Here is a 25961-nt window from a genome sequence, read left to right as displayed (position 1 = left end):
CATCATGAAACTTGCCATTGCTTCCGCCATTCTCTCGCTCGGCGTTGTCCTGTCCCCCGTCGCCTTCGCACAGGGTGGCGACTATCCGATACAACGCACGCAGATCCAGCAACAGACGGCTCCGCAGCACGCCAACACGCAACGCACCGACGATTCCGGCTACGGCACGGAAAGTTCAGGCACCTCGAACGCCTCTCTCGCGCAAACCTCGCGCCATGCCGCACTCATGTCACACGAAGATCGCAACGATCTGTTCACGCATCATTGATGCGTGAACAGATCGCCACGATGACCTGAATTGCGGCGTATTCGCGTTTTTCACACTCCGCCGCGCCGCTTGTCCCGCGCCAGTTCGTTCGGCGGCAAGCTGTCGCTTTCCTGCAGGGGTTCACCGGCGAGCCGGCGCTTGCCGGCCTGATCGCTGGCGTTATTCGGCCTGTCTCCTTCAACATCGTATTCGGCGGCGATCTGTCTCTCTGCGCGGCTCCAGTATTCGTCCGCCCGCCCTTCGGGCGCGCCGTCGTCTTGCCAAAGTTGATAGGCGCGTTTGCGGATGCGCTCTTCCCGTTCGTCATTCATGGTCATTCCTCCGATGTGCGCGCGCGAGCGGCGTCGCGACCGGCTAGCCCTGGCTGCGGTTGGCGCGCTGCCTGTGCAACGAGCAAACACGGTGCCCGTTGCGTGCATCATACTCACGCCACCAAGGTCGAATCCCTGTTAAGGAAGATCGTTCATGACCGGCACGAACACGAAATCGCGCAGAAAGAGGCCATCGTCCTGCAGCCGCCGGTCGACCGACCGTACAGCATGCGCGAATGCACCGTGGCCACGCCGGATGGCCACCGGTTCGTCGTGGGTCAGTCCAATGACTGAGCCACGCGCGATAAAAGGCGTTTCATAACATCCGCACGTTCACTCAACGCGACAGCGCGAAACCCATGCGCGCAGCCCAGCGGTGCTGGTTGTAATCGAGAAGATCCTCGCCATAGCCGTTGAAATAGCCGATCCAGAAGTACCCGCCCCAGGCATTGCCGAACAGCTTGGCAAGCGGGTATGTGAATTGCGCATCGACGCTGCCGTACCACGATTTCGTGCCCTTTCTCAGCGTGGTGGCGAGTTGCCAGCCATCCGGGCTGCCGTACTTGATCAGCAAATCGACGTAGCCGCGATAGTCGGCGATATTGGAGTTCTCCCCTGCGATGTGCGTGTACCCATAGATCTTCGGTGCGATGGTCAGGTGGTTCGCATTGATATCGCCGAAGTCCCAGATCGGCTTCAGGTAGAAATAATCGAGGCCGCGCGACTCCGGTCCGTCTTCGCCGTTCGAATCGTGCTCGTAGCCCACTTCGATCCCCATGCGGGTGAACCATTTCGACCGCCACCCGGTATCTTCGAGGTAATAGAACAGCGCTGGCATGTAGCTCGTATCGCGGAACGGCGCGGAATACTCGTTGATGTCCCAGAGAGAAGTTTGCGTATACGCGAAATAAAGGTTGTCGACGAAACCTCGCGAGCGCGGGTCGTCCGGCAGTACAAAGCGGAATTTGAAGCTGACCTGGAATTTCGCGAGATCCGAGTCGTTGGAGGCAAAGCCGTCCGCGAAATAGTTCGGCTGGTAAAACGAGAAGCGGCCCAAGATCATGGTGGTCAGATCGGGCACGAGCGAATTCGAAGGCTTCACTGTGGAAGGCGGCATTTGCGCGGCCAGCGACGCGTTGCCCGCCATCGGCCCTTCGGCTGGCACGATGGCGAGCGGGGTCGATGCGGGCGCAACCGCTGCCGCCGCCGGCGCCGCCGGTGCCGATGCCGGTGCGGTCGCATTCGCCGTGGCCTCGCGCGGCTTGCGCGTGAGAATAACGACCGAAGGCGACACGTCCACGCCTGGCACGTCCACTCGCACGGCGCCGCGCGCCCACTCGGGCCACGGCGCGCTATAGCTCACCGCCTTCATTTCGCCGGCTGCGAGCCGCACGTGCTCGGGCGCGCCAGCATCGCGCGTGAGCAGCACCGCTCGCGGCAATTGCTCGCCATTGGTGAGCGCAATGCTCAACGTGCGCGGCACGTCGACCGAGGTACCAGAGGGCGCATCGCCGGTATAGACGATCGTCACCACGAGCGGCTCGTCGGACCTGGCTTCGCGCGGCGGCCGCGTGATGGACACAGCGGCGTGGCTCGCCGGCACATAGCCCGCGAGCGTGGCCGCGGCCAGCGCGAGGCACCCCAGCCTTCCCCATGGCTGCCGGACACGCTGTACGGAACGGAAAGCGGATTCCCTGCAAATTGCCATTCGATTCGCCACGTTGCCTCCTTGTATCGGCAGAACGATTCGCCGCGCAGCGAATCCAGTCGATGCTGTTCTACGAGTGAAGCGTGGTGCTTACGGGAATCGTGCCCTATTCCCTTGTGTTACAGACAGGCCGCCAAAATTGAATTGTTTGCTTGCGCTGCTATGATCAAAACGGTTCGTTCCGGGTCGCCGGCAATGACCAGCGAACGCTTTTTGCGAGGACTGACAATGAAACCTGTCCTGCTTGCACTAGCCCTGCTCGGCGCTTCCACATGCTGGGCGCAGGCCAGCGCTCCGGCTGCATCGTCGCATCAGCATCACGCTGAAACCGTCGACGACCGCGTGAAAGAATTGCATGCCGAACTGAAGATTACTCCCGCCGAAGAGGACAAGTGGGCGAAAGTGGCCGACGTCATGCGTAATAACGCCAAAACGGTCGACGATCTGATCCAGCAGCGGCACGATAACGCGCAGCAGCAAACCGCGGTGGAGAACCTTCAATCGTGGAATGAGATCGCCCAGGCGAATGCCGATGGCAGTAAAGCGATGCTCGATGCGTTCTCGGCGCTCTACGCGGACATGCCCGATGCGCAGAAGAAGCTTGCGGACGCCGCTTTCCGGCCCGAGCAAGCGCACACGAAATAACCAGCCGCGAGCGCCGGCAATGCGCGCTCGCGACGGAGGATCGACGATGAAACTCCGTGTGTTGAAGTTTGCATTCCTTTGTATCGCGCCGGCATTGTGCGCGATGCAAACCGCACAGGCGCGCGTGAACGTCAATGTGGGCGTGGGCATCGGTATTCCGGGGGCGTTCTACGCGCCGCCGCCGCCCGTTCTCTTCATGCATCCCGCGCCCATGTGGCCGCCGCCGGTCGTGTATTCGCGCCACGGCTTTTCTCCGTGGCACCATCCCCCGCATTTCAGGGGTCCGAGACACGTCCGGCATCCGGGCTGGGGACCGCCGCCGCCGCGCTGGCGCTAGAGGCGGACGTGCAGTAATTTTCGGTAAACAAAAAAACCACGGCTAGCGATAGCCGTGGTTCAACTTACGTCTCAAGCCTGCATCAGGCGCCGAGCGCGGGATCGCTATAGCTCGGGCGCCCCGTTTCGACGTGGCCCGCAATCCGGCGCACGAAGGTCGCATCGCTATCGACCGTAATCGTCAGGTCGTACCAGCCGTACGCGTTGCGCAGGTCGAGATAGAGCGGCTCGGTGTCGCCGCCGGGCACGGTGCGCTGGATCTTCGCACCCGGGTCATACGCGTTGACGATCGTGAACTGGCAACGCGCGCCGCCCTTGTTTTCCAGGCGCAGTTGCAGGTTGCCGTTCGCCACGTCGTAGCCCTCGGACACTTCGGGGCGCGCCGTTTCTTTGCCGCCCAGCCAGCCCAACCCGCCCGGCTTGACCTGCGTGCCCGCGAAGCGGCGCAGAAAGCCGTTCGGTCCATGCACGCTGAAGTCGTACGCGCCGCTCGCGCCAATCGCGAACTTGTCCTCCAGATGCTTGCCCGCTTCGACCGTATAGGTGCGCGGCGCGTCGGTGCTGCCCGCCGTATAGACGAAGACGAGAAATACCGCGCCGGCACGGCCCGAATTGACGAAGCGCGCCGCAACGTCGCCCGAGCCGGCGTTCGCATCGAAGCGCACGAACAACTCATACGGCAGCGCGCGCGCGTTGCGCACGCCCGCCTCCTGCTTCGGCACGCTGCCCACGACCGGTGGGACCGGCACGTAGTCGGGGTGACGCAGCTTGTCGGGCGGGGCATAGCCCGTCGTGGAAGGCAGCGCGGGAATCGCCGCGTTAGGCGTGGCGAAGTTGAATGCCGACGTGAGGTCGCCGCACACGGCGCGGCGCCACGGCGTGATATTCGGCTCGCGCAGATCGTGATGCAGACCGAAGCGCTTCTCGATGAAGCGGATCACAGAGGTATGGTCGAACGTTTCCGAGCACACCCAGCCGCCGCGCGACCACGGCGAGACCACGAGCATCGGCACGCGCGGCCCGAGGCCATACGGCCCCGCAGCGTACTTGCTGCTGCCCGGGAAAATTTCGTTAGTGGTGTCGACGGTCGAGAGGCCGTTCGCGCTCGAAGCCGGCGGAAACGGAGGCGCGAGGTGATCGAAGAAGCCGTCGTTCTCGTCGTAATTCACGAGCAGCACGGTCTTGCTCCACAGGTCCGGGTTCGACGTGAGAATCTGCAGCACCTGGTCGACGTACCACGCACCGTAGTTCGCGGGCCAGTTCGGATGCTCCGAATACGCTTCGGGCGCAACGATCCACGAGACCTGCGGCAGTGCGTTGTTCGCCACGTCCTGCTTCAGCACATCGAAATAGCCGCCGCCGGCGAGCACGTTCGTGCCCGTGCGAGCGCGGTCGTACAGCGGATTGCCGGGCTGCGCGTTCTGGTATTGATGGAAGTACAGCAGCGAGTTGTCGCCGTAATTGCCGATGTACGCGTTGTCGCCCGTCCAGCCCCATGAGCCCTTGGCGTCGAGGCCTTCGCCCACGTCCTGATAGATCTTCCACGTAATGCCCGCGCTTTGCAGCACTTCGGGATACGTGGACCAGCCATAGCCCGCTTCCGCGTTGTCGATCACCGGGCCGCCGCCGCTGCCGTCGTTGCCCACCCAGCCCGTCCACATGTAGTAGCGGTTCGGGTCGGTCGCGGTCATCGTCGAGCAGTGGTACGCGTCGCAAATCGTGAAAGCGTCGGCGAGCTGGTAGTGAAACGGGATGTCGTCGCGCGTGAGGTACGCCATCGTCGTCGTGCCCTTGGCGGGCACCCACTGGTCGTAGCGGCCGCCGTTCCAGGCCGCGTGCGTCGTGGTCCAGTCGTGCGGCAGATCCTGGATGAACTGCAGGCCGAGGTTGGCCGCCGTGGGGTGGAACGGCAGCACTTCGCCCACACCGGCCGCGAGCGGCTGGTTCCACACGGGCTTGCCGGTGGGCAGCGTGATCGTGCGCGTGTCGCCGAAGCCGCGCACGCCGCGCAGCGTGCCGAAGTAATGGTCGAACGAACGGTTCTCCTGCATGAGGATCACGATGTGCTCGACATCGCGGAGGCTCCCCGTGCGATTGTTCGCGGGAATCGCGAGCGCGTTGCGGATGCCCTGCGGCAGCATCGTCAGGGCGGTGGCCGAACCGGCGCTCATCGCGGCGGTGCGGAGAAAGTCACGGCGGCTTCTCGATGTCATCTTGTGGTTTCCATCTTCAGGTTGAGAAAGGCACGCACGGCACGCTGCCTTGACGGGCGGCAGGCGGCAAGGCCGCGCGGCCGGGTACGTCAATCGGCGGTGTGAATGACAGGTGTGACAAGCGGTTCGATTTGCGCAGACTGCGCGTCTTGCGCGCTCCCGCCAGCGGGTAGCTTTGCCGGCGAGCGCACGGCGTTCGCGGGCACCGCTACGCCAGCGTTTGCCGCATGGTTTGCACTATCTGGGAGATTCGCTGCAGGCGCGTCCGACGCCAGCGTGAATGCGTTGGCAAGCTGCGGGCTTTGCGAATGGCTGCCTGGCTGCGCTTGCGCGAGTTCGCGCGCGGCGTTCGCAGTGAGCGCGGCGCGCGTGTCGCTATCGCGTGCGCTGCATGCGCTTAACGTCGCGAGCGCGGCTGCGCATGCAAGCAGCATGGCGGGCGCGCGCATTGTGGTGAATGCAGCGGGCAGGCTCAAACGTTTGCGCGACGCGCCTGGCAATGGCAGGCGCGCCGGCGCGGATTCGACCGTCATCGAAGTCTCCGTCCAGATAGAGGCACAACAACGGCTCGAGGAGCGGCCCGAGCGGGGCCTCGCGCATCACTCACGCAACAGCGCAGGCAGCGGCAAGGCAACGCCGAAGCATAGCGAAGCCGCTTTTAAGTTTTGTGACGGTGCGTGAGGCCGCTCGAATGGCGGCGCTGGAGCATTAGTCTCGCGCGTTGCGGATCTGCAGTTCCGCGTATCCGGTCGACGAATCGAGTTCGCGCGAGAAGCGATGGCCAGGCAGCAGCACGAGCAGCAGTTCGGCCGTGGTGCGTACCGTGCAGCCAGGCGCGACGTGGCCGCCGAACACGCGGCCCTGCGCGTCGGATACGGACATGTGCAGATGCGCGCCATCGGGCGAGACGGAGCCCGCGAGCGTGAGGATTTCGAGGTCGCCGCGCAATTCGGTCGGTGTTTCGATGCCAGCGAATCGCAATTGCGCCACGCTCAAGCTGCCGATGCCCTGGATAACGAACGCCGCATGCGAGGCGTGCTGGCTAAGCAAGCCTTCGACCGCGACGCGCAGATCGTCGCCGGGAGACAGCCGTACGGGATGGATTTGCATGCTGGGCTCGGGGTCGTAGCTGCTTTGTCGCATTCGGCACAGGTTAGGCCGGGACAACGAATGAGGCAAGTGACAGCGCTCTCCCTCGGGCGGTCAGATGTTCGGCCAAGGTTCGAGCATCCAGATAGCTCGCCATATAAGACCGAATTTTCTGTATCCCAAATCAAGGCAAGGCGGCGCGGTGATGCGTAATGAATTATTGCGCTCTATTTACAGCGCGTTTTCGGATGAATCCCATATCTCACTCGCCCCCCATCCGGAACATCGCTTAGTCAGCGCGCTCACGACTGATGCGACAGAAAGCTAAAGCTCTACAGAACAGGAGTCGTCACGTATGAATAAGTTTCATAACGACAATAAATATAATTTCGAGGCTAGTGAAAATGAAGAATGGTTCGAAATACACTCTACCGCCATCACTAATACGACACCGGGCTCGATGGTCTACGTGACAATCGACACGACGCCGATTTGTCCAAATATGACGGATAGAGAGTTCCGCACGATGGCAAAGCATCTTCTGGGTTGGGCTCGTATTCTCGTGGAGCGAAGAATTGCAGATTTATATCGAAACGATAGCGCGACAAAAGAGCGAATGATGTATTGGTTTAATCGGTGCGATGAAGTAACACGACGATACTTGATTTCCGGATTCTCCCGACATTTAGCCGCTCTACATTCGCTAACCCCGGCTAGTCTTGTTCGAAGCGACCCAAGTCTAGACAGGATTCTTGGTTGCGTGCCGAACTTGAAGAATGTGGACCGAGAAGCTGCGCATGTATGCGGACCTAACACGGAACGACGGTTGGTAAGTATCGGCACGAAATTCTGTAGCGGCCTGCGCGATCAGAACATGTACGGCGATTCTCGCCTTTCAACGCTGATCCACGAAGTAACACATTTTGCGGATACATTCTCCAGTGGTGACCCAAGATATGGAATAGACCCCACAGCCGCAGAATGGGCTCGCAATAATCCCGATCAAGCATTACGAAATGCAGACACGCTAGCGGGCTACGTAGCATACGGAGAACCACTATTCGCCATCTAAAATACGATTACTATGACTAAAATCCTTTTTATCCAATACACGGCACTGGCGTTGGCATGTCTCTACGGCGCAAATACTAACGCGGCATGCGGTGGATCGGAGAACTTACCTTCAGAGCAGGTTCACATCGCATTTGAGGTGAACGGTGCGAAGATTTCACCATCCGAGCGCGAGCGTCTTCGCGTTTGGGTGACTCAAGCCAATTCAAAGTATGCAATTCAGAACTGGATAACGATTATTGGTAGCGCGGCTGAGAGTGAGCACGCGGCAAAGGCACTAGCTATGAGCCGCGCCGTGCTCGTTGCGAGAGAGGCGCTCCAAGACGGGTTGGTCAATGCGCCGTTACAGATCAAGACAGAAATCTATCCAGTTGGGAAATCGGAGCCGGCTAGCAGTGATTACCGCGAAGTCACAGTGCAGATTAGCCCAGGATGCCCAAATAACTGCTGTGATGGTCAGTAACGTTGGTCCCGCTTCGGCGGGACTGATCATTTGACGTTGAGCGCGTCTCTTCCCGCATCAAGTCGGAATGCTTGAACAGCATGCTCTGCCGACGCGCATCCTTGATGCGATCTTAAGTGCTTTCGAAACTCAAAAAGCCCAGTTTGATTCCCACAAGAAATGAGGCCCGCTCAAAGCGGGCCGCCTTTGCACTCGCACCTTCAATCACCGATCACTGATGCGCGTAGATCGGACCCAGGCCGGGAATGTCGTGAGGCGCCGAAGCCACAGCCGCACCCGCTGCCGACGAACCATTCGCCACGCCGCCGAACGCCGATGCCACCGCGCCGTTCTGCGCACTCACCTTCGCTTCGGCCGCCTCGATGTGCTGCGGATAGTCGTTGTAGTCGGCGGCCGGGTTGTAACCCGCCTTTTCGAGTTGCACCAGTTCGGCGCGGACCTGAGCGCGCGTGAGCGGCTCGGCCGACTGCGCGAAGGACACAACGGGAACAGCGACCACAGCGGCAACGATCAGCGACTTGATGAGGTTCATGGTATCCACCTGTAAGCATTGAGTTGGTTCGGACCACGTTTGCGTGGCTCGTGCATCCAGTCCTTTCGATGTCTGCCTTACGACGTCGCTGACTGGCATGGGTGTATTTGAACGCCCGCACGTATCCCGCTTGTTTCCGCGAACCCCTGCTTTTGCAAGCCTCCTTGTCCATTGCCGCGGTGGATACACAAGGATACGAAAACCCCGCCATTATGCCGCCCTATTCCCGCAGCTCGCTCAGCGACACACCGTTCGGGCGCAGACGCAAGCGCGTATCGATGCGCTGCCACGGCAAATCGGCAGGGTCGGCGGCCATGGGACCAGGCGCCTTCGCCACGAGATGCGCGGAGGCGATGGCGTCGAAATCCGCCCGATAGTGGACCGAACTCTTGTTGACGAGAATCTTCATACGCTCCGGTTCGATACCCGCCGCGCGGTACAGATTGCGGTCGAATATCTGCATCTTCACCGAGCTGACCGCGATCCTCACGCCGTCGATGCGCAGGCACGCCACCGGCCCGATCTCGGTCCACATGCCGTTCATCATCGGGCCGTCGAAGCGCACCCGCCCATCGGCGAGATGCTCCACGAGGAAGCGGCCGGCGAGCGGCGCGTCGCCGGGCACGCCCGTGCCCCCCGCGAGCGCCAGTTCGATCGTCGCGCCCACGCCCGCCTCGTGCGCCTTGGCCGCCGCCTGCGGGTCCCAGATCAGGCCCACGGCGGCGTCGCGCGCGCCCTGGCGCAGCAGCGCGCGCACGAGGCCCATGGTGTTCGAGTCGCCGCCCACGCCCGGGTTGTCCTGCGTATCGGCGATGACGACCGGCTGCGTGGCGTGCTCGGCCAGCCGCATGGCTTCGCGCACGGCGGCGTCGGGGTCGAGAAAACGCACCTCCCAGTCGCGCTCCTGCGCGACGATGGCCGAAGCCAGCGCGTTCACCGCCGTCACCACGGCGGCTTCGTCGAAGCCGTAGCCCCACACGGCCGCGCCGCATTCGGGGAAATCGGAGGCCGGAAAACCCGGCGCGAACGAAAGCGATACGACCGAATCGTCTTCCAGCTGCGCGAGATGCGCATACGTGCCACGCGCCGGCTCCGCGAGCGTGCACATGCCGTTCACCGGAATCAGGAACGGAATGCGGCGCACGTAGCGCTTGAGCCTGCGCTCGGGTTGCGCCACGAGGCGCATGAGGATCTGCGCGGCGCGTGCGCCGGTTTCGGCCATGTCGACGTGCGGATACGTGCGATACGCGACCATGGCGTCGGCGTGCGTGAACATCTGCTCGGTCACGTTGGCGTGCAAATCGAGCGAGACCACCAACGGCATATCGCTACCCACGATGGCCCGCACGCGCGCGAGCAGCGCGCCCTCGCCGTCGTCCAGATGCTCGGTGACCATCGCGCCGTGCAGGTCGAGATAGATCGCGTCGAAGCCGCCGCGCCGCACGGCATCGACAATTTCGCCGGCAATACGCTCGAACGCCTCTTCAGTCACGTGCGCAGAGGCGCTCGCCCCCGCCCAGATGACCGGCACGAGCGTATGGCCCGCGGCTTCGGCCGCCTGGATGAAACCACCAGCGGGCACGTTCACGTCGCGCAGCGAGAGCACGTCGGCGCCGCGCGTGAGCGGCGGAAAGCCCTCGCCCTGAACGAAGCTTTGATAGCTGGCTTTCGTCGGGGCGAACGTGTTGGTTTCGTGCTGGAAGCCCGCGATGAGAATCTTCATTTTTTCTTTACCTCAGTTGCATAGGATGACTTAGCAAACCGGCTACTCGCGTTCAGTGCTTCGCGCTCGCGAGCCGGACGGAAAAGATCAGCAGCGCGCCAACGAGCGACACGCCCGCCATGGCGAGCAGCGCTGGCTGCAAACTGCCCGCCGCCGTCTTGATCCAGCCGATCGCCGCAGGCCCCCAAAATCCGCCGGAAAGCCCGATAGTGTTGATGAGCGCAATACCTCCCGCAGCAGCCGGCCCCTTGATGTACTCGGGCGGAATCGCCCAGAAGACCGTGTAGGCCATCCACAGCGCCATCGTCACGAGCGTGAGCAGCGCAAGCGTGGGCGCCAGATGATTGCCCGTGGCCGCGCACAGCGCGAACAGCAGCGCTGCGGCCGCTGCGGGCACCGCGCAGTGAAAACGCCGCTCACCGAGCCGATCGGAACGGCGGCCCATATAGAGCATGCCCACCGCCGCCGCGACATACGGGATCGACGTGTACCAGCCCAGCGTGATCAGATTGCTCACGCCCTGCGCCTTGAGAATGGCGGGTAGCCAGAAGCTGATGGCGTAAATCGACGCAATGATGCAGAAGTACGCGAATGCCAACACATAGACCTTGCGATCGCGCAGCACGCTTCTAAACGAAGTCGCGTGCGCCTCGGGCGCGCCGACATCGGCTTCGATCTGGCGCTTTTCGTCGTCGCTCAGCCAGGCGGCGTCGGCCGGGCTGTCGGGCAAATAGAAGAACGTCGCAATGCCGAGCACGATGCACGGCAAGCCTTCCACGAGAAACATCCATTGCCAGCCTGCGAGCCCCGCCTTCCCCGCCAGCGTACTCATGATGGCCGCCGAAACGGGCCCGCCGACAATGCCGCCAATCGGACCGGCGAGGAACACCATCGCAATGGCGCGCGCCATGCGCGAGGGACCATACCAGCGCGAAAGATAGAAGATCATGCCCGGCGCGAAACCGGCCTCGAACACGCCTAGCAAAAAGCGCAGGGCGTAGAACGCGGGAACGCTGCGCACGAACAGCATGCACGCCGACGTGATCCCCCACAGAACGAGAATGCGCCCGAAGGTCTTGCGCGCGCCGATTTTCGGCAGCAACAGGTTGCTCGGCAATTCGAACAGCACATAGCCGATGAAGAAAATGCCCGCGCCCACGCCATAGGCGGCATCGGAGAAGCCGAGGTCGGTCTGCATCTGCAGCTTTGCGAACCCGACGTTCACGCGGTCGAGGTAAGCAAACAAATAGCAGATCAGCAAAAACGGCAGCAATCGCGCGTTGATCCTGCTGTAGAGCGCGGAAGCGTCAAGGCTTCTCGGGCGGGGAAGAATGGCGGCCATGTCCTGTCTCCTGGTGGTGGGCGTCGTGCGCAATACCATCCTGGCCAGGGCATAATTCGCCAGCAAGAGCAACAAAGTTCACACATCGTTCTTTTTCAGGCAACAGTCCCCTTACTTTACCTATGCGAACGAGGGCGCGATGCGCGAGATCAATCAGCAGCGGCTGCGTTATTTCCACGAGGTGCTCACGCACGGCACGATCCGCGGCGCCGCGGACAGCCTGAACACCTCGCCCTCGGTCATCACGCGGCAAATCAAGCTGCTGGAGGACGAACTGGGCGCGCAACTGTTCGAGCGCCAGGCGCGCGGCGTGAAGCCCACCGAGGCGGCGGCGCACCTGCTGGAGTTCTGGCGCGGCTATCGCGCGCAGCAAGAGAAGTTCGAGGACCAGTTGCACGCGTTGCGCGGGCTCCAGCAAGGCCGCGTGGATCTGGCCGTGAGCGAAGGCTACGTGGATGCGCTCGTTGCCGAGGTCATCACGCCGTTCTGCGCGCGCTATCCGAAGCTCGATGTGAGCCTCACGATGCTGCCCGTGGACGACGTGCTGGGCGAGGTTGCTGAAAGCCGTGCGCATATCGGGCTTGCCTTCAACCCGCCGCCGCATGAGCGCATCGAATATCGCGCGAGTTCGGCGCAGCCCGTCGTGTTGCTCGTGCGCCGCGACCATCCGCTCGCGCTGCGCGGCACACCCGTCACGATCGACGACCTGCTGGCGTGGCCGCTCGCATTGATGCCCAGCACGTTCGGCATCGGGCATCTCGCGAAAATGCTGGCATTCGCGGAGAACGTCGAGATACGCGCGACGCTCACCACGAATTCGCTTACCGCCCTCAAGCGTTTTGTCGCCGCCGAAAATTTCGCGACGCTGATTGGCGAGTTCGCCGCCTCGCGCGAGATCGAAGCGGGCGAGCTCGTGACCTTGCCGATCGATCATGCGCTCTTTCAAGGCACGAAAGCGCGCGTGCTCGTGAAGTCGGGGCGGCCGCTGGTAGCGGCCGCGCATGAGTTGCTTGAGTGGATCCTGCGACGGATGACGATGTTTCAGGCGGCGGCGTAGAGCGTGCCCATGCCGGCCGCGTAATGCGCGCGGCCCCACGCCCTCACCCAAACCGCACGCAATACACCGGCGGCAAATGCGCCGAAACGAGCCGCCAGTGTTCGCCGCCGTCGTCCGATGTCCATAGCGCGCCCGTGGTCGACCCCATCGCAAGCCGCTCGCCGGAGTCGTCGATATCGAGCCCATGCCGGTACACGATGTCGTACGCGGGCGCAGCCGGCAGCCCGCTCGAGAATTGTTCGAACGTGCGCCCGCCATCGCGCGTACGCGTCACGACGAACTGGCCATCCACGGGAACGCGATACTGGTCTTTTTGAGCCGGCACGAACCACGCCGTGTCGGGCTCGCGCGGATGCACCACGACCGCAAAGCCGAAGCTGGATGGCTGCGCCTCGATACGCCGCCAGTGCGCCGCGCCATCGGTCGAGCGGAAGATCGCGCAGTGATGCTGAGTCCACAGCACGTCCGGATTCGCCGCGCATTGCACCACGCGGTGCGGGTCCTGCGCGTTGGACTCGCCGCGGCGTTCGGGCGGCATGTAGTCGGCTTCCATGCCCTCGGCGGTGAGGCGCCAGGTCGCGCCGCCATCGCCCGTTTGCCAGACGCCGCCACACGACACGCCCACCGTTACGTGCTGGCTGTCGCGCGGATCGACCATGACCGAATGGATGCCCGGCGCGTCGTAGCCGCCGCCCGCCCATTCGCGCCGCTCCGGGCGGTCCCATAACGGGCGGTTCAGTTCCCAGGTGTCGCCGCCATCGGCGGAACGGAACAGGCCGCCCGGTATCGTGCCCGCCCACAGCACGCCAGGCTCGTCCGCGCCGCCAGGCTCGAGCGACCAGATTTGTTGAAGCGACCACGGCGCGGGCAAACGCCCCAATGCGTCCGGTTCGTTGACCTGAATGTCCCCGGCAGGCTGGGGCGGATAGACGGGCACCGCGCACTCCTCCCAGTCCGGCATGCCCGCGCGCCTGCGATGCAGTTTCACGCCGAAGTGGCCGAGATTGAGCGCGGCATAGAGCGAGCCATCGCGCGCGTCGCGCATCACCATGCTCACCGGCTCGCCGAAGAACTCGGGTTCGCCGATTGTCCAGCCGCCCTCTCCGTCGGCTTGCATTACGAACAGCCCCTTGCGGGTTGCGACTAGCAATCGATCGCTCATCTCGCGTGCCCTCTGGTCATCCGCCCGACAGCGCCTGCACGACATACACCCGACTCGCATCGCCAAGCACATCGCTCAGATGCTCGCGATCGCGTAGCCGCACGCCGTCCACGAACACCGCCAGATGCTTTCGCAGCGCGCCCTGATCGTCGAGGATATAGCCGCGCAAACGCGGCTGCTCGGCAAACACGGCATCGAAAGCTTCGCGCAGCGTGCGCGCGTCGATCTCGCGCTCGGGCATCGCGACGTGCCGCTGAATGGAAGCTGCGAAGAAGAGGTGCGCCATGGCGGGCCGGCGGCGCGGAAGTGGCCGCGTCCGCTGGTTCTGTAGTGTAGGTCATCCGCCAGGAGCTTCGAGGCGTTGCCGTAGCCCGAAGCCCCTTTCCTACGATGCAACGCGGCACGCGCGCCCGAGCCCGCCGGATGCAATACCCGTCGTTACGGCGCGCTGCCTTCCGGTTTGGATTTGCCGTGCAGGCAAGGCGCCGGCAAGCGCATGCGATACAGGGAAATCGCCTGGATCGTGAGCACGCAGAGAATCGCGGTGCCGTAGGCGGCCAGCAGGTTCCAGTGCGTGAGCGTGAGGCTCAGCACGAAGAAGAACGAGGCGAAGCCCAGCAGTCCCGTGGTCATGCCGCGCATGAGTTGCTGCGCCGCTTCATGGCCGATCATGCGGTGCGCGAACACGGCGAGGATGATCGCCATGAACGGGAGCGACGCGAGCACGCCGCTCGCCTCCGGGCCGACGTAAGGCGCGATCAGCGTCACGCTCACCACGAGACCGGCAATGAGCATCATGCGCGAAGGCAAATCCCACCACGGCGGCGTGAGCCGCGCGGTTCTTGCCGGCTTGTTGGGGATCAGGTTCAGCGCAAGAGCAATGGCGAGAATGGCGAAGAGATAAAGACCGTGGGCCGGCAGTTCGCTCCATTGCAGCACGAGGACCACGAGGGCAAACGTCGCGCCGCCCGCCGCGAGGGCCACCTTCCACCCGCGCGCGGCAACCTTGCAATAGGCAACGCAGAACGCCGCCTGAGCAGCCGTTGCGACGAGCGAGCCCGACGTCGCTTGCGCCGCAAACGCTGGCCCGTGCTCCAGCGCGAGAAAAACCGAAACCGGCCCCGAGGTGAGCGGCAGCCCCACGAGCAACCCGCCAACCGCTTCGCCCCAGCGGCGAGCGGCAAGACTGGCGGCCAACAGCAACAACGGCGTAACGACGAGCTTGAAAAGCAGAAGATCCATGATGAGCGACGCAAAGCGGAGAATGCCAACCTTCAGGAATGCGCGGCCGGGGTAGCACGAGTTCGCTTACGTCCGGCGGCTTTGCGCCCATATTGAAGGGCACCAACGTGGCTGACAAACCATTTGTCGTCATATAATGCGTGAGCAAAACTCACACATACCGCACGCATCCCGCTCCATGTTCGACCGCCTTCCCCCGCTGCAAACCCTGCGCGCCTTCGAAGCCACCGGGCGACTGCTCAGCATGACGCTGGCGGCGCAGGAACTGCACGTCACGCATGGCGCCGTGAGCCGCCACATCAAGACACTCGAAAGCCATCTGGGCGTGGCGCTGTTCCAGCGCCTCACGCGCCGTATCGTCCTGACCGAGGCGGGCGCCGAATTCCTGCTGGCCGTGAACCGCGCGCTCGCTGAATTGACCAAGGAGTCCGAGCGCCTGCGCACGCACGACAGCGTCACGCGCCTGAAGATCAACGCCAGCGTGTCCTTCGCGAACCGTTGGCTCGCGCCGCGCCTCCATCGCCTCAAGGCCCGCCATCCGGAACTGGACGTGCACCTCGACGTGACCGACAAATACGTCGATCTCAACGACTCAGATGTCGATGTCGCGATTCGCTACGGCAGCGGGCGCTACCCGCGCGTGCTGGCCGAGCGCATTCTCGACGAGACCGTGACGCCAGTTTGCAGTGCTGACTATCGGGCGAAGATCGGCGGCATGACGTCGGTTGAAAGCCTCGCGCGCTGCACCTTGCTGCACGAAGGCGGCATGCTCGCGAACTGGGAGCAATGGCTGGCGCTGGCAGGCTTGAGCGGCGTGCGCAGTGATCGCGGCACGGCCTACAGCCACGGGAGTCTCGCCATCGAAGCGGCGATACGCGGCGAAGGCGTGGCGCTGGGGCGCAGCGTGATCGTGGCGGACGACATCGCGGCGGGTCGCCTGGTCGCGCCGTTTCCGCAGTTGCGTCTCGAGTCCGAGCGCGGCCATGACCTCGTCTATCGCATTGGCAGCCGCGACGATCCCAAAGTGCGCGCCGTGCGCGACTGGCTCGCCGACGAAATCTCGATCTTCCTGGCTGAGGCCGGTTAAAGCCAAACAGCGCTCCGGTCAGTAACCGAGCGCCACCTTGGCGAGCATGCCGCACGCCACGCACACGAGGATGGCGGCGAAACCCATCTGCGTATGGCGCGCCGAGACGCGATGCGAAACGTGACGGCCCAGCATCATGCCCGCGACGGTCGCGACGCTGAACCAGAGCGTGAGGTCGAGCCGCAGCGGCACGCCGTGCAGCACCGTCGCCACCACGCCGCCCGAGCCCACGAGCGCGATGACCATCAGCGACGTCGCAACGATGCCGTGCATGGAAATGTTGGTGAGCTTGCGCAGCATGGGCACGATGATGAAGCCGCCGCCCACGCCGAGCAGCCCCGTCATCAGGCCCGTCAACGCGCCGGTCGAGGCGAGCGCAAGCGCTGTGGTTCTCGACCAGACGAGGCGGCCCGTGTCGGGATTGATACGACCCACGCATAGCGGCGAAGCTTCCTGCAGCGCGCGCTTTTTCCCGATGGTTTGGCGCAGCAGCCGCACGGCCACGAACAGCATCACGCCGGCGAAGAGCGCGAGCAGCAGGCGTTGCGGCATGGCTTGCGCGAGGCGCACGCCGAGCCACGTGGTCGGCACGCCCGCCAGCGCCATGCAGAACGCCGCGCGATAGCGCACGAGGCGCTTTCTAAACGCTTCGAGCGCGCCGATTCCCGCGCTGCTCGCCACGGCGATCAAGGCGACCGGGGTGGCCTGCTGCATGGGCCAGCCCATGCCCACCACGATGGCCGGCACGGCGAGAATGCCGCCGCCGGCGCCCGTGAGTCCCAGCAGCGCGCCGATCATGGCGCCGAGAACGAGTGAAACGATCATCGGGGGTCGATGGTCAGCGTGACGTTGAACGGCAAGGTCAAGCAGTCACTTCGGTCACCGCGGCCGGAAGGCACGGCGCCACCGCGCGGCGAATGCAGTCCACCGCGAAATCGACGTCTTCCGGCTTCGTAAAGCGCCCGAAGCTCAAACGCACCGTGCGGTTCGCCGCTTCCTCGCCCACCCCGATGGCCGTGAGCACATGCGAAGGCGTGCCCGCAGCCGAGTTGCAGGCCGAGGTCGAGGAGATCGCGAGGTCGCCGGTCAGCAGGAACGGGAAGAAGCCTGGCAGATCGATCGTGAGGCTCAGCGTGTGCGGAATGCGCTTCGCGCGCGCCGCATTGAGCGTAACGCCCGGCAAAGCGAGCACTTCGGCCAAAAGACGCTCGCCGAGCCCGGCAATGCGCTCGCTGTCCGCTTGCAGCGCCTCGCGCGCAATCACGCACGCCACGCCCATGCCGACGATCTGGTGCGTGGCCAGCGTGCCCGAGCGCAAGCCGCGCTCGTGACCGCCGCCGTGCATTTGCGGCGCGATGCGCTCGAACGCCTCGCGGCTCACGTAGATGGCGCCAATGCCCTTCGGCCCGTACACCTTGTGCGCCGACATCGAGAGCAGGTCGATGCCCATCGCTTTCACGTCGATGGGCGTCTTGCCGAGCGCCTGCGCCGCATCGACGTGCAGCAGCGCGCCCGCGCCATGCACCACGCGCGCAATTGCCGCGATGTCGGTGAGCGTGCCCAGTTCGTTGTTGACCAGCATGAGCGAGACGAGCCCGGTGTCGGGCGTCAGCGCAGCGGCCACGGCTTCGGCCGTGATCTCGCCGTGCGCGTTCGGCGCGAGGCGCGTGACGGCCATGCCGCGCGCTTCTAGGCTCGTCATCGTATCGAGAATGGCCTTGTGCTCGAGCTGGCTCGTGATGAGGTGGCGCTTTTGCGTCGCGCGATCCGCATAGCCCTTGAGCGCGAGATTGTTCGACTCGGTCGCGCCGGAAGTCCAGACGATCTCTTCGGCATCGGCGCCGATCAGCGCCGCCACGTCCTTGCGCGCCTGCTCGACGAGCCGCCGCGCCCGCTGGCCCGCGCCATGCGAGCTGGACGCCGGATTGCCGAAATCGCCTTCCATGCCCAGACAGCCGAACATCGCCTCGATCACCCGCGGGTCCGCCGGGGTGGTCGCGGCATAGTCAAAGTAATGCAAATCGCCCTTCTCACTCATTTTCGTTTCTCGCACAACGGAATTTCGAAAATGCTACGCGTCGGGCACTAAAAAATGATTCCAAAATTAAGCGGATTCTCCAAAGCGAGGAGTATTCATTTCTACGCCATGAGTCTTTCGCGAAATGAAATTCTCGGTACGCCCCGGCCAGGCGGCTTTGAGAGCGTAAGGCCGCGTCACCCTTCGGGTGTCGCGATGTCGGCGCGAATCAGCTCGTCCGCCAGCGTGAGGGCCTGTTGCCGTGCCAGCGGACCCGTTGCGCAGGGCCCCGGACGCGGGCAGCCGTCGAACGGATAGATCAGCCGCCCATCGGTCTTGCGGCGAATCCGCAGCAATCCGTAGTAGCGGCCCGCGCCGTCGATCTGCTCGCCGCAGAAGACTTCGTAGTCTTCCGCGGTGGTCGGGCGGCGCATGGCCGGTTTCGGCCTTTTCTCTGGCATGTCGGCACTCCGCGAATATTCCGTGCGAGATAGGCGGAGATCCAGCAAACGCCGCGCCTGGCATGCCACTGCCGCCCGGTGCCTGCCGCGCGCTCTCGATGCGGCGTTGCACGGAAATCGGCGATAACGGGCACAATACGCGCCTACGCCGCCGCGCCGGACGCTGTGTTCGTGATTCGAACGCGCTGTTGGAACATGCTTTGCTCGAACGCCCCGCGCCGCCGCACCGCAATCCGCCCTTTTCACGCTGTCATGACTCACGATCTGCCCGAACGTCCAGCCATCGCCGCACGCCCGGCGAACTCGCCGCGCTTCCTGCTGTTCCTGATCTGCCTGTTCGCCTCCGCGGGACAGCTTGCCATCGACATTTATGTGCCCGCGCTGCCGGCCATGGCGCGCTACTTCGCGACCTCGCCGCAAGCGATCCAGTCGAGCGTGTCGGTCTATATGGCGGCGTACGCGCTCGGCCAACTCATCTTCGGGCCGATCTCCGACGCCCTCGGACGCAAACCCGTGCTGGGCTTCGGCCTCGTCGTCTACACGATCGGCTGCCTGCTTTCGCTCGCCGCGCCGAACCTGGAAACGTTCGTGCTCGCACGCTGCCTGCAGGGCTTCGGCATTGCCGCCACCAACCTGCTCGCCAAGGCGATCATCACCGACACGTTCGTGGGCACCGCGCTCATGCACGCGTTCACCTATATGTCGATCACATGGGGGCTCGCACCGATCGTCGCGCCCGTGATCGGCGCGCACTTGCAGGAATTGTTCGGCTGGAAGTCGTGCCTCGTGTTCCTGCTCGTCTATTCGCTGGTGATGTGGGCGCTCTTGTGGCGCTTTCGCGAGACCTTGCGGCAGCCGGTGCATCTGGAGCCGCGCACGCTCATCGCGAACGCGGGCAAGGTGCTCGCGAGCCCCGTGTTCCAGAGCTGCTTTCTCGCCCAGGGCCTGTGCTACAGCATCTTGCTGGTGTTCAACATCGTCGGGCCGTTCATGGTGCAGAACACGCTGCACAAGCCGCCTACGTTCTTCGGCTACCTCGCGCTCGGCATTGGCTTGATGTATTTCCTCGGCGGCCTCTCGAACCGGGTGCACGGCCCGCGCCTGCCCACTCCGGAACAACGGCTGCGCATCGGCGCGCGCGTGATGGCCGGGGCATCGATCGTCATGCTCGTGCTCGCGCTCACGGTGGGCCTGCGCGTGTGGACGCTCGCCATTCCTGTGCTCGTGATGGGTCTGTGCGCGGGGGCGATGTACCCCACGCTGATGGCGAAGGGCAATTCGCTGTTCCCGCACATTGCGGGTTTGACGAGCGCGATTCTGGGCTGCGCGCTGCTGCTCGTTTCCTCGGCGATGATGGGGCTGGCCGGCTTTGTGTCGGTGCACGTGCTCACGCCGCTCGCGGTGTTCTTCGTGGTGCTCGCGTTCACCGTTGTATTGATGGTGACGAAGCTGCTGCGCCACCTCGCACAGAGTCAGGCGGCCGCTGCCGCGCTCGCGCAGCGCAGCGGCGAGGCGGCTTGAGGCACTACCGCTGCGACTACCTGATCGCGCGCGCCACGTCCTGCAACTGCGTGAAGGCGCGGTAACGCGCCTCGTGCAGCGCTGCGATCTCGCCCGTGGCCGGTGCGTAGACCTTGGTGATCTGCGACATCGCGGCCATCGCCTCGCGCGCGTTTTCGTATAAGCCGCCTGCCACGGCGCCCAGCATGGCCGCGCCCAGCAATACGGGCTCGTCCGCGTGGGTGGCGAGCACCGGCTTACCCGTTGCGTCCGCAAGCAATTGGCGTACGAGGTCAAGCCTCCCCGCGCCGCCGCTGATCACGACCTGCTCGATCGGCGCGCCCGCCTGGGCCTGCACCTCGATAATCTGCCGCAGCCCATAGCCGATGCTGCAAATGCCCGCGACATAGAGCGCGACCAGGCTCTCCATGTCCGTCTCCATGCCGAGTCCCGCGATGACCGCCCGCGCGTGCGGATCGGCAAACGGCGCGCGGTTGCCGAGAAATTCCGGCACCACGTGCAGCCCCTGATCGTGCGCGAGGCGCACCGCACCGGAGAGGCCGTCCGAATCCTGGGCCGCCAGCCCGGCGAGCATCGTCGGCAGCGACTGGCCCTCGCTCGCCGCGCGGCTCGCGGCTTCCGTGCCAAGCGGATGCAGCGTGAGGAGGCGCTCGATCGCCGCGCCCGCCACCGACTGCCCGCCCTCGTTGAGCCAGGCCTCGGGCACCATCGCGGAGTAGTACGGGCCCCACACACCCGGCACGAACACGGGGTCGCGCGTGGTCGTCATCGTGCATGACGAGGTACCGAACACGTATGCGAGGCACGCCTCGGGCTGCCCTTGTGCGCCCACCGTGCCGATGCCGCCCGCGTGCGCGTCGATCACACCGGTCGCCACCGGCGTGCCCGTGCGCAGGCCGAGCTGCGCGGCGGCCTGCGGCGTGAGCCCATTGCCAAGCGGCGTGCCCGGCTCGACGATCGTCTGACCGATGCGCGCGAAACCTTCGTCGGCGAGCACGCCCAGGCCCACGGTGCGGAAGTAGCTCTCGTCCCAGCGCTGCTCGTGGGCGAGATAGGTCCACTTGCAGGTCACCGTGCAGGTGGAGCGCGCCAGGTCGCCCGTGGCGCGCCACGTGAGAAAGTCGGTCAGGTCGAAGAACTGCCAGGCGGCGGCGAACACCTTCGGCCGGTTTTCGAGCAGCCACAGCAGCTTGGGCGTTTCCATCTCGGGCGAGATCTTGCCGCCCACGAAGCGCAGCACGTCGTGGCCCGTGGCGTTGATGCGCTCGGCCTGCTCCACGGCGCGATGATCCATCCATACGATGATGTCGCGCTCCGCCATTTCAGACGGCCCAACGGGCAGCGGCTCGCCGCCCTCGCCCAGCACGACGAGCGAACAGGTCGCGTCGAAGCCGATGCCGGCGATGCTCTCCGGCGAGATCGCGGCCTGCGCCAGCGCTTCCTTCACGGCATGGCACACGGCGTTCCAGATCTGCGTGCTCGATTGCTCGACAATCGCGCCGCTCTCATGAAACACGGTGATGTCGTGTTTTGCCGACGCCACCATGCGTCCGGCGGAATCGAAAATACCGGCGCGGGCGCTGCCCGTGCCCACATCGACGCCGACGGTATAGCGCGCGCCGTCAGCCTGCTGATTTGAAGTCATGGCTCGTTGACTGTGGATTTACAGATCGACACTGTTAGGCAGGATCACGAGGTCGCGAATGGTGACATTGCGCGGCCGCGTGAGCATGAATACCACGGAATCGGCCACTTCCTTCGGCTGCATGAGGCTGCCCTGGGCCAGCGCTTCGTCCATCTTCGCCTTGGGCCAGTCGTCCAGCAACGCCGTGACCACGGGGCCCGGCAGCACCGCACCCACGCGCACGCCGTGCTTCGCGACCTGGCGGCGCACGGTGTGCGCGAAGGCCTGCACCGCGAACTTCGAAGCCGTATAAATAGGCTCCCACACCACCGGCACGACGCCCGCCACCGAACTCGTGAAAATGATATCGCCCGACTTCTGCGCGATCATGTGCGGCAGCACCGCATGCACGGAGCGAAACGCGGCGTTGATGTTCAGGTTGAGCATGCGGTCCCATTCGTCGGGATTGCCGTTCGCCACCTCGCCGCCAATATAGGCGCCCGCGTTGGCGTGAAAAATGTCGAGCCCTCCCGCGAGATCGAGAATTCTGGGCAGCATGCCCGCGTAGTCCGCGGGGTTGAGCAGATCCATCGCGAGCGGCAGCGCACTGGGGCCCAGCTCCGCGCAACATTTCGCGAGCCGGTCCTGCGCACGGTCGATCAGCACGACTTTCGCGCCTTCCTCCACGAACGCGCGCGCGCACGCGAAGCCGATGCCGGACGCCGCGCCCGTAATGGCGGCGACCTTTCCCTTGATCGATTCAGACATGGGTGACTTTCTCCTTGAGTCGGGTTCCAGCGCTCTAAGTGTGGCCTTAAGCGCGGCCATGCGAAACGCGCGACTGGCGGGCGAGCGAATCGACGATCACCGCAATGGCCAGCACGGCGCCGGTAATCATGAAGCGCAGCGACGACGACAGGTTCAGCAGCGTGAGGCCGCTCGCAATCGACTGGATCACGATAATGCCAAGCACTGCCGACCATGCGCTGCCGCGCCCGCCGAACAGGCTCGTGCCGCCGATCACGGCTGCCGCGATGGCGTTGAGGTTCACGTCGCCTGTGCCGGCCTGCTGGCTCGCCGAGGCGAGGCGCGCCGCGGTCAGCACGCCGCCAATGGCGGCGAGGCTCGCGCACAGCACGAAAGCGCTCGTATAGATCGCGCCGACCTTGATACCCGCGCGCCTGGCGGCCTCATGATTGCCGCCCACAGCATGCATCGAGCGGCCCCAGCGCGTGCGCGTGAGCGCGTATTGCATGACGACCGCGAGCCCGAGAAAGAGGCCGAACATCAGCGGCACGCCGCGCCCGCGGTTCAGATAGGCCACGACGATTTCGAGGAACACGGTCAGCGCCACCGCGCGTACGAGCAGGCTTGCCATCGACGGCGCGGAGAGCCTGGCCGCATGGCGGCGCGTACGCGTGCGCATGCCGAGCAGCAGGAGCACGATACCCGGCAGCAACGCGATCCCATGCGAGACGATTGGCGGAATGACCATCAGCTGTCCGAAATTCACCATCGTCGAGCCGTAGGGCAGATTGATCGAACCCGTCGACCCCAGCACGTAGAGCTGCATGCCGAGAATGGCGAGCAGGCCCGCGAGCGTGGAAACGAAACTGGGCATGCCGATCCAGTTCAGCAGCAGCGCATACAGCGCGCCGATCACCGCGCCCACCGCAATGGCGGCGACGATGGCGAGCAGCACCGGCCAGCCGTCGTTGACCCACAGCGTGCCGACGAGCGCCGAAGCGAAGCCGCTCATCGAACCGACCGAGAGATCGATCTGCCCGAGCATCAACACGCAGACGATGCCCAGCGAAATCACGCCGACCGTCGAACAGTCGAACAGCATGTTCACGAGGTTGTCGGCGGAGAGAAACACCGGGTTCAGGCTCGTGAACACCGTCCAGATGATGACGAGCCCCGCGATGACCGGCAGCGACCCCAGGTCGCCCGAACGCACGCGATCGACGAAGGCCGAAACGCTTTCGCCGATGCCGCTCGCATGCTTCACGCGCACGTCGCTGCGGTCGAGCAAGGTGGCAGGCTTGGAGGCGTCATTGCTTTCAGACTGCGGAGCGCCATGGATAGTCTTGCTCATGATCGTTCCTTTCATTGGACGTCCTGTTGCGCCTGGCGGCGGCCGGCGCGGCGCGACACCGCGTTTTCCGTTGCGCCGGTGATCGCCGCCACGAGTTCGGCATTCGATGAGTCGGGATAGAAGATCCCGTTGTTGCGGCCCAGACGCAGCACGACAATGCGGTCCGCCACCGCGCGCACGTCTTCCATGTTGTGGCTGATCATGATGACGGCATGCCCGCGGTCGCGCACGCGCTCGATCAGGTTCAGCACCTCGGCCGTCTGGGCCACGCCGAGTGCGGCGGTGGGCTCGTCGAGCATGATGAGCTTCGGGTCGAGCAGCAGCGAGCGCGCGATCGCAACCGTCTGGCGCTGGCCGCCCGAGAGCGAGGCGACCACGTCGCGCACGCTCGGAATGCGCGCCGAAAGCTCGTTGAGCAGCGTCCAGGCCTTCACTTCCATCGTGACCTCGTCGAGCCGGTACGGGCTCAACTCGCGGCCAAGGAAGATGTTCGCCACGACGTCGAGGTTCTCGCACAGCGCGAGGTCCTGGAACACCGTCGCGATGCCCAGATCGAGCGCCGTGCCCGGATCGGACAGGTTCACCGGCTGGCCGCGGAACGTGATCGTCCCGGCGCTTGGCTGGTGCACGCCCGCAAGAATCTTCACGAGCGTCGATTTGCCCGCGCCGTTGTCGCCAACGAGCGCGACCACCTCGCCCGCATGCACGTCGAGCTCGATATCCGTGAGCGCCGACACCGCGCCGAAGTGCTTCGAGATGCCGCGCAGGCTCAGCACCAGCTCGCCGGGCGCGCTGCGTGTCGTCGCGTGGTCCGTAGCGCGGTTCGTCAATTCGTCAGTCATGAAATGGGTACCTCTTCGTTACGCTCGGGGCCCGGCGCGTGCCGGGCCCGACCACCGGTATCAGCCGCCAATGCCGAGCTTCTTGCAGCCGTCGGCGTATCGGCCCGTGCACAGGTCCTTCGCGTTCGCGAAGCCCTTGTCCACCACTTCGGCCTTGATGTTCTGCTGCGTGATGACGGCCGGCTTGAAGAGTTGCGAGGGCGTCTTGAAGAGCGTCGTCTCGCCCTTCACGGGCTTGCCGTCGAGGAAGCCCACGGCCACCTTCGCCGCCGCGCCCGCCACAATCTCGCTCGGCTTGAGGATCGTGTTGTACTGGTCGCCCGCGATGATGAGCTGCAGGCCCGCGGTCGTCGCGTCGTTACCCGTCACCGGCGGAACCGGGTTCACGCCCGCCGCCTTGAAGGCCGCAATGGTGCCGCCGGCCGTGCCGTCGTTGGCGGCCACGACGCCGACGATCTGCGGCCCGAAGCGCGTGATCTGCCCGCTCACCCACTGCTGCGCCTTCGGCGGCGCCCACTCGGGCGTGTCGAACTCGGAGAGCGTCTTGTAGCCGCTGCCCTGCAGCCCTTCGTGAATGCCCTTCTTGATGAGCCCGGCGGCGGCGTCGGTCGGCGAGCCGTTCACTTCGAGCACGCCGCCCTTGCCCCCGGCCACGCCCGACGCCTTCAGGTGCTCGACGAGCGACAGTGCGATGGACTTGCCGATTTCCTCGTTGTCGAACGAGACGTAGTAGTCGGCGGGCGTGGAAGGCACGGGCCGGTCATACGCAATGACCTTGATGCCCTGGCTCTGCGCCATATGCACGAGCGAAGCCGCCGCCGTGGAATCGACCGGGTCGAGCACGATGACCTTCGCGCCCTGCGCGATCACCGAATTGAACTGTTGCTGCTGCTGTGAGGCATCGGCGTTCGCATTCTGGTAGAGCACCTTGCAGTCGGGGCAGAGCTTGCCCATTTCGGCCTTGAAGCCGGGGAAGTCGTGCTGCTCGTAGCGCGTGGAGGCCTGGTCGGGCATCAGGAACGCGACCGTGCCGCTCGGCGCGGCATGCGCCGACGTGATGCCCGCGAGGGCGAGACTGAGTGCGGCGGCGCCGATCAGTTGGGTGTGAATTCGGGTCATTGCGTGTCTCCGCTTTTTGGTTGAATGCCT

The 25961-nt window shown here is 64.5% G+C and carries 27 protein-coding genes and 1 pseudogene; 9 read left to right on the top strand and 19 right to left on the bottom strand.

All coding sequences use genetic code 11. From position 1 onward, the window contains the following. Positions 1-4 precede the first annotated feature (4 nt). Positions 5-268: a hypothetical protein gene (locus U5A58_RS20890; RefSeq protein ID WP_321962861.1), complete on the top strand. Its 264-nt coding sequence runs from the start codon at positions 5-7 to the stop codon at positions 266-268. 50 nt (positions 269-318) lie between these two features. Here U5A58_RS20890 and U5A58_RS20885 read toward each other — a convergent pair whose 3' ends face one another. After that, positions 319-579 carry a DUF2934 domain-containing protein gene (locus U5A58_RS20885; RefSeq protein WP_321962860.1) on the bottom strand — a complete coding sequence of 87 codons (261 nt, stop codon included), beginning with the start codon at positions 577-579 and terminating at the stop codon, positions 319-321. Positions 580-681: 102 nt separating this feature from the next. On the opposite strand from U5A58_RS20885, the gene U5A58_RS20880 reads away from it, so the two are divergent. Beyond that, positions 682-873, top strand: a complete 192-nt coding sequence (locus U5A58_RS20880) for a hypothetical protein (RefSeq protein ID WP_321962859.1) — start codon at positions 682-684, stop codon at positions 871-873. A 43-nt stretch (positions 874-916) separates the two neighbouring features. Here the strand turns inward: U5A58_RS20880 and U5A58_RS20875 are convergent, their stop codons facing one another. After that, on the bottom strand, positions 917-2287 hold the full coding sequence (locus tag U5A58_RS20875) for a phospholipase A (RefSeq protein WP_321962858.1): 1371 nt from the start codon (positions 2285-2287) through the stop codon (positions 917-919). A 195-nt stretch (positions 2288-2482) separates the two neighbouring features. Between U5A58_RS20875 and U5A58_RS20870 the strand changes: the two genes are divergently transcribed. Continuing rightward, entirely contained in the window at positions 2483-2932 is a 450-nt protein-coding gene (locus U5A58_RS20870) for a Spy/CpxP family protein refolding chaperone (RefSeq protein ID WP_321962857.1), read from the top strand. Positions 2933-3035: 103 nt separating this feature from the next. After that, positions 3036-3269 carry a hypothetical protein gene (locus tag U5A58_RS20865; protein ID WP_321962856.1) on the top strand — a complete coding sequence of 78 codons (234 nt, stop codon included), beginning with the start codon at positions 3036-3038 and terminating at the stop codon, positions 3267-3269. Positions 3270-3351: 82 nt separating this feature from the next. On the opposite strand, the gene U5A58_RS20860 is transcribed toward U5A58_RS20865, so the two are convergent. From U5A58_RS20860 to U5A58_RS20850, 3 genes are all read right to left on the bottom strand, one after another. Beyond that, positions 3352-5481, bottom strand: coding sequence for a phosphocholine-specific phospholipase C (locus U5A58_RS20860; RefSeq protein ID WP_321962855.1), 2130 nt, complete (start codon positions 5479-5481; stop codon positions 3352-3354). An 89-nt stretch (positions 5482-5570) separates the two neighbouring features. Further along, the gene (locus U5A58_RS20855) at positions 5571-6014 is read right to left on the bottom strand and encodes a hypothetical protein (RefSeq protein ID WP_321962854.1); all 444 of its coding nucleotides are present in this window, start codon (positions 6012-6014) and stop codon (positions 5571-5573) included. Positions 6015-6189: 175 nt separating this feature from the next. After that, complete coding sequence (locus U5A58_RS20850) at positions 6190-6591, bottom strand: PPC domain-containing DNA-binding protein (RefSeq protein ID WP_321962853.1); 402 nt, start codon at positions 6589-6591, stop codon at positions 6190-6192. Between the two features lie 334 nt (positions 6592-6925). On the opposite strand from U5A58_RS20850, the gene U5A58_RS20845 reads away from it, so the two are divergent. Both U5A58_RS20845 and U5A58_RS20840 read left to right on the top strand, forming a co-directional pair. Continuing rightward, positions 6926-7642 carry a M35 family metallo-endopeptidase gene (locus tag U5A58_RS20845; RefSeq protein WP_321962852.1) on the top strand — a complete coding sequence of 239 codons (717 nt, stop codon included), beginning with the start codon at positions 6926-6928 and terminating at the stop codon, positions 7640-7642. A gap of 12 nt (positions 7643-7654) precedes the next feature. After that, on the top strand, positions 7655-8104 hold the full coding sequence (locus U5A58_RS20840; protein WP_321962851.1) for a hypothetical protein: 450 nt from the start codon (positions 7655-7657) through the stop codon (positions 8102-8104). Positions 8105-8315: 211 nt separating this feature from the next. Here U5A58_RS20840 and U5A58_RS20835 read toward each other — a convergent pair whose 3' ends face one another. The 3 genes from U5A58_RS20835 to U5A58_RS20825 all read right to left on the bottom strand — a co-directional run bounded on the left by U5A58_RS20835 (position 8316) and on the right by U5A58_RS20825 (position 11701). Beyond that, positions 8316-8636 (bottom strand): DUF4148 domain-containing protein, encoded by a 321-nt coding sequence (locus U5A58_RS20835; RefSeq protein ID WP_321949004.1) that lies wholly within the window; start codon positions 8634-8636, stop codon positions 8316-8318. A gap of 220 nt (positions 8637-8856) precedes the next feature. After that, positions 8857-10359: a M81 family metallopeptidase gene (locus U5A58_RS20830; RefSeq protein WP_321962850.1), complete on the bottom strand. Its 1503-nt coding sequence runs from the start codon at positions 10357-10359 to the stop codon at positions 8857-8859. 52 nt (positions 10360-10411) lie between these two features. After that, positions 10412-11701 (bottom strand): MFS transporter, encoded by a 1290-nt coding sequence (locus U5A58_RS20825; protein ID WP_321962849.1) that lies wholly within the window; start codon positions 11699-11701, stop codon positions 10412-10414. Between the two features lie 139 nt (positions 11702-11840). Between U5A58_RS20825 and U5A58_RS20820 the strand changes: the two genes are divergently transcribed. Further along, positions 11841-12758, top strand: a complete 918-nt coding sequence (locus U5A58_RS20820) for a LysR family transcriptional regulator (RefSeq protein ID WP_321913631.1) — start codon at positions 11841-11843, stop codon at positions 12756-12758. Between the two features lie 43 nt (positions 12759-12801). Here U5A58_RS20820 and U5A58_RS20815 read toward each other — a convergent pair whose 3' ends face one another. From U5A58_RS20815 to U5A58_RS20805, 3 genes are all read right to left on the bottom strand, one after another. Next, a complete protein-coding gene (locus U5A58_RS20815; protein ID WP_321962848.1) occupies positions 12802-13920 on the bottom strand; it encodes an exo-alpha-sialidase in 1119 nt (372 codons plus the stop codon). Positions 13921-13936: 16 nt separating this feature from the next. Then, positions 13937-14206, bottom strand: coding sequence for a MoaD/ThiS family protein (locus U5A58_RS20810; RefSeq protein WP_321962847.1), 270 nt, complete (start codon positions 14204-14206; stop codon positions 13937-13939). Between the two features lie 152 nt (positions 14207-14358). Continuing rightward, entirely contained in the window at positions 14359-15162 is an 804-nt protein-coding gene (locus tag U5A58_RS20805; protein ID WP_321962846.1) for a hypothetical protein, read from the bottom strand. 178 nt (positions 15163-15340) lie between these two features. On the opposite strand from U5A58_RS20805, the gene gcvA reads away from it, so the two are divergent. Then, positions 15341-16249, top strand: coding sequence for a transcriptional regulator GcvA (gene gcvA, locus U5A58_RS20800; RefSeq protein ID WP_321962845.1), 909 nt, complete (start codon positions 15341-15343; stop codon positions 16247-16249). A gap of 18 nt (positions 16250-16267) precedes the next feature. Here the strand turns inward: gcvA and U5A58_RS20795 are convergent, their stop codons facing one another. The 3 genes and pseudogenes from U5A58_RS20795 to U5A58_RS20785 form a co-directional block, all read right to left on the bottom strand. Beyond that, complete coding sequence (locus tag U5A58_RS20795; RefSeq protein WP_321948988.1) at positions 16268-17074, bottom strand: sulfite exporter TauE/SafE family protein; 807 nt, start codon at positions 17072-17074, stop codon at positions 16268-16270. 40 nt (positions 17075-17114) lie between these two features. Beyond that, positions 17115-18287, bottom strand: a pseudogene (locus tag U5A58_RS20790) (cysteine desulfurase family protein); the annotation flags it as partial. A gap of 176 nt (positions 18288-18463) precedes the next feature. Further along, the gene (locus U5A58_RS20785; RefSeq protein WP_201698866.1) at positions 18464-18727 is read right to left on the bottom strand and encodes a DUF6723 family protein; all 264 of its coding nucleotides are present in this window, start codon (positions 18725-18727) and stop codon (positions 18464-18466) included. 252 nt (positions 18728-18979) lie between these two features. On the opposite strand from U5A58_RS20785, the gene U5A58_RS20780 reads away from it, so the two are divergent. Further along, positions 18980-20248 (top strand): multidrug effflux MFS transporter, encoded by a 1269-nt coding sequence (locus U5A58_RS20780; protein WP_321913638.1) that lies wholly within the window; start codon positions 18980-18982, stop codon positions 20246-20248. A gap of 16 nt (positions 20249-20264) precedes the next feature. Here the strand turns inward: U5A58_RS20780 and U5A58_RS20775 are convergent, their stop codons facing one another. The 5 genes from U5A58_RS20775 to U5A58_RS20755 are packed head-to-tail and all read right to left on the bottom strand — an operon-like array spanning position 20265 to position 25931. Further along, the gene (locus tag U5A58_RS20775) at positions 20265-21893 is read right to left on the bottom strand and encodes an FGGY-family carbohydrate kinase (RefSeq protein ID WP_321962844.1); all 1629 of its coding nucleotides are present in this window, start codon (positions 21891-21893) and stop codon (positions 20265-20267) included. Between the two features lie 18 nt (positions 21894-21911). Continuing rightward, positions 21912-22640: an SDR family oxidoreductase gene (locus tag U5A58_RS20770; RefSeq protein ID WP_321962843.1), complete on the bottom strand. Its 729-nt coding sequence runs from the start codon at positions 22638-22640 to the stop codon at positions 21912-21914. 46 nt (positions 22641-22686) lie between these two features. Further along, positions 22687-23970, bottom strand: a complete 1284-nt coding sequence (locus tag U5A58_RS20765) for an ABC transporter permease subunit (RefSeq protein WP_321962842.1) — start codon at positions 23968-23970, stop codon at positions 22687-22689. An 11-nt stretch (positions 23971-23981) separates the two neighbouring features. Then, complete coding sequence (locus U5A58_RS20760) at positions 23982-24812, bottom strand: ATP-binding cassette domain-containing protein (RefSeq protein WP_321913642.1); 831 nt, start codon at positions 24810-24812, stop codon at positions 23982-23984. A 60-nt stretch (positions 24813-24872) separates the two neighbouring features. Beyond that, positions 24873-25931 carry a sugar ABC transporter substrate-binding protein gene (locus U5A58_RS20755; RefSeq protein ID WP_321962841.1) on the bottom strand — a complete coding sequence of 353 codons (1059 nt, stop codon included), beginning with the start codon at positions 25929-25931 and terminating at the stop codon, positions 24873-24875. Positions 25932-25961 lie beyond the last annotated feature (30 nt).

Origin of the sequence: Paraburkholderia sp. J7, from assembly GCF_905220155.1 — a bacterium.
Classification (GTDB): Bacteria; Pseudomonadota; Gammaproteobacteria; order Burkholderiales; family Burkholderiaceae; genus Paraburkholderia.
This window is presented reverse-complemented; position numbering and strand designations above follow the sequence as displayed.

Bases quoted from the DNA above. Each gene is read 5' to 3' on its own strand.
- U5A58_RS20890 (WP_321962861.1), top strand. From the start codon at position 5: ATGAAACTTGCCATTGCTTCCGCCATTCTCTCGCTCGGCGTTGTCCTG.
- U5A58_RS20885 (WP_321962860.1), bottom strand. From the start codon at position 579: ATGAATGACGAACGGGAAGAGCGCATCCGCAAACGCGCCTATCAACTT.
- U5A58_RS20875 (WP_321962858.1), bottom strand. From the start codon at position 2,287: ATGGCAATTTGCAGGGAATCCGCTTTCCGTTCCGTACAGCGTGTCCGG.
- U5A58_RS20870 (WP_321962857.1), top strand. From the start codon at position 2,483: ATGACCAGCGAACGCTTTTTGCGAGGACTGACAATGAAACCTGTCCTG.
- U5A58_RS20865 (WP_321962856.1), top strand. From the start codon at position 3,036: ATGCAAACCGCACAGGCGCGCGTGAACGTCAATGTGGGCGTGGGCATC.
- U5A58_RS20860 (WP_321962855.1), bottom strand. From the start codon at position 5,481: ATGACATCGAGAAGCCGCCGTGACTTTCTCCGCACCGCCGCGATGAGC.
- U5A58_RS20855 (WP_321962854.1), bottom strand. From the start codon at position 6,014: ATGACGGTCGAATCCGCGCCGGCGCGCCTGCCATTGCCAGGCGCGTCG.
- U5A58_RS20850 (WP_321962853.1), bottom strand. From the start codon at position 6,591: ATGCAAATCCATCCCGTACGGCTGTCTCCCGGCGACGATCTGCGCGTC.
- U5A58_RS20845 (WP_321962852.1), top strand. From the start codon at position 6,926: ATGAATAAGTTTCATAACGACAATAAATATAATTTCGAGGCTAGTGAA.
- U5A58_RS20840 (WP_321962851.1), top strand. From the start codon at position 7,655: ATGACTAAAATCCTTTTTATCCAATACACGGCACTGGCGTTGGCATGT.
- U5A58_RS20835 (WP_321949004.1), bottom strand. From the start codon at position 8,636: ATGAACCTCATCAAGTCGCTGATCGTTGCCGCTGTGGTCGCTGTTCCC.
- U5A58_RS20830 (WP_321962850.1), bottom strand. From the start codon at position 10,359: ATGAAGATTCTCATCGCGGGCTTCCAGCACGAAACCAACACGTTCGCC.
- U5A58_RS20825 (WP_321962849.1), bottom strand. From the start codon at position 11,701: ATGGCCGCCATTCTTCCCCGCCCGAGAAGCCTTGACGCTTCCGCGCTC.
- U5A58_RS20820 (WP_321913631.1), top strand. From the start codon at position 11,841: ATGCGCGAGATCAATCAGCAGCGGCTGCGTTATTTCCACGAGGTGCTC.
- U5A58_RS20815 (WP_321962848.1), bottom strand. From the start codon at position 13,920: ATGAGCGATCGATTGCTAGTCGCAACCCGCAAGGGGCTGTTCGTAATG.
- U5A58_RS20810 (WP_321962847.1), bottom strand. From the start codon at position 14,206: ATGGCGCACCTCTTCTTCGCAGCTTCCATTCAGCGGCACGTCGCGATG.
- U5A58_RS20805 (WP_321962846.1), bottom strand. From the start codon at position 15,162: ATGGATCTTCTGCTTTTCAAGCTCGTCGTTACGCCGTTGTTGCTGTTG.
- gcvA (WP_321962845.1), top strand. From the start codon at position 15,341: ATGTTCGACCGCCTTCCCCCGCTGCAAACCCTGCGCGCCTTCGAAGCC.
- U5A58_RS20795 (WP_321948988.1), bottom strand. From the start codon at position 17,074: ATGATCGTTTCACTCGTTCTCGGCGCCATGATCGGCGCGCTGCTGGGA.
- U5A58_RS20785 (WP_201698866.1), bottom strand. From the start codon at position 18,727: ATGCCAGAGAAAAGGCCGAAACCGGCCATGCGCCGCCCGACCACCGCG.
- U5A58_RS20780 (WP_321913638.1), top strand. From the start codon at position 18,980: ATGACTCACGATCTGCCCGAACGTCCAGCCATCGCCGCACGCCCGGCG.
- U5A58_RS20775 (WP_321962844.1), bottom strand. From the start codon at position 21,893: ATGACTTCAAATCAGCAGGCTGACGGCGCGCGCTATACCGTCGGCGTC.
- U5A58_RS20770 (WP_321962843.1), bottom strand. From the start codon at position 22,640: ATGTCTGAATCGATCAAGGGAAAGGTCGCCGCCATTACGGGCGCGGCG.
- U5A58_RS20765 (WP_321962842.1), bottom strand. From the start codon at position 23,970: ATGAGCAAGACTATCCATGGCGCTCCGCAGTCTGAAAGCAATGACGCC.
- U5A58_RS20760 (WP_321913642.1), bottom strand. From the start codon at position 24,812: ATGACTGACGAATTGACGAACCGCGCTACGGACCACGCGACGACACGC.
- U5A58_RS20755 (WP_321962841.1), bottom strand. From the start codon at position 25,931: ATGACCCGAATTCACACCCAACTGATCGGCGCCGCCGCACTCAGTCTC.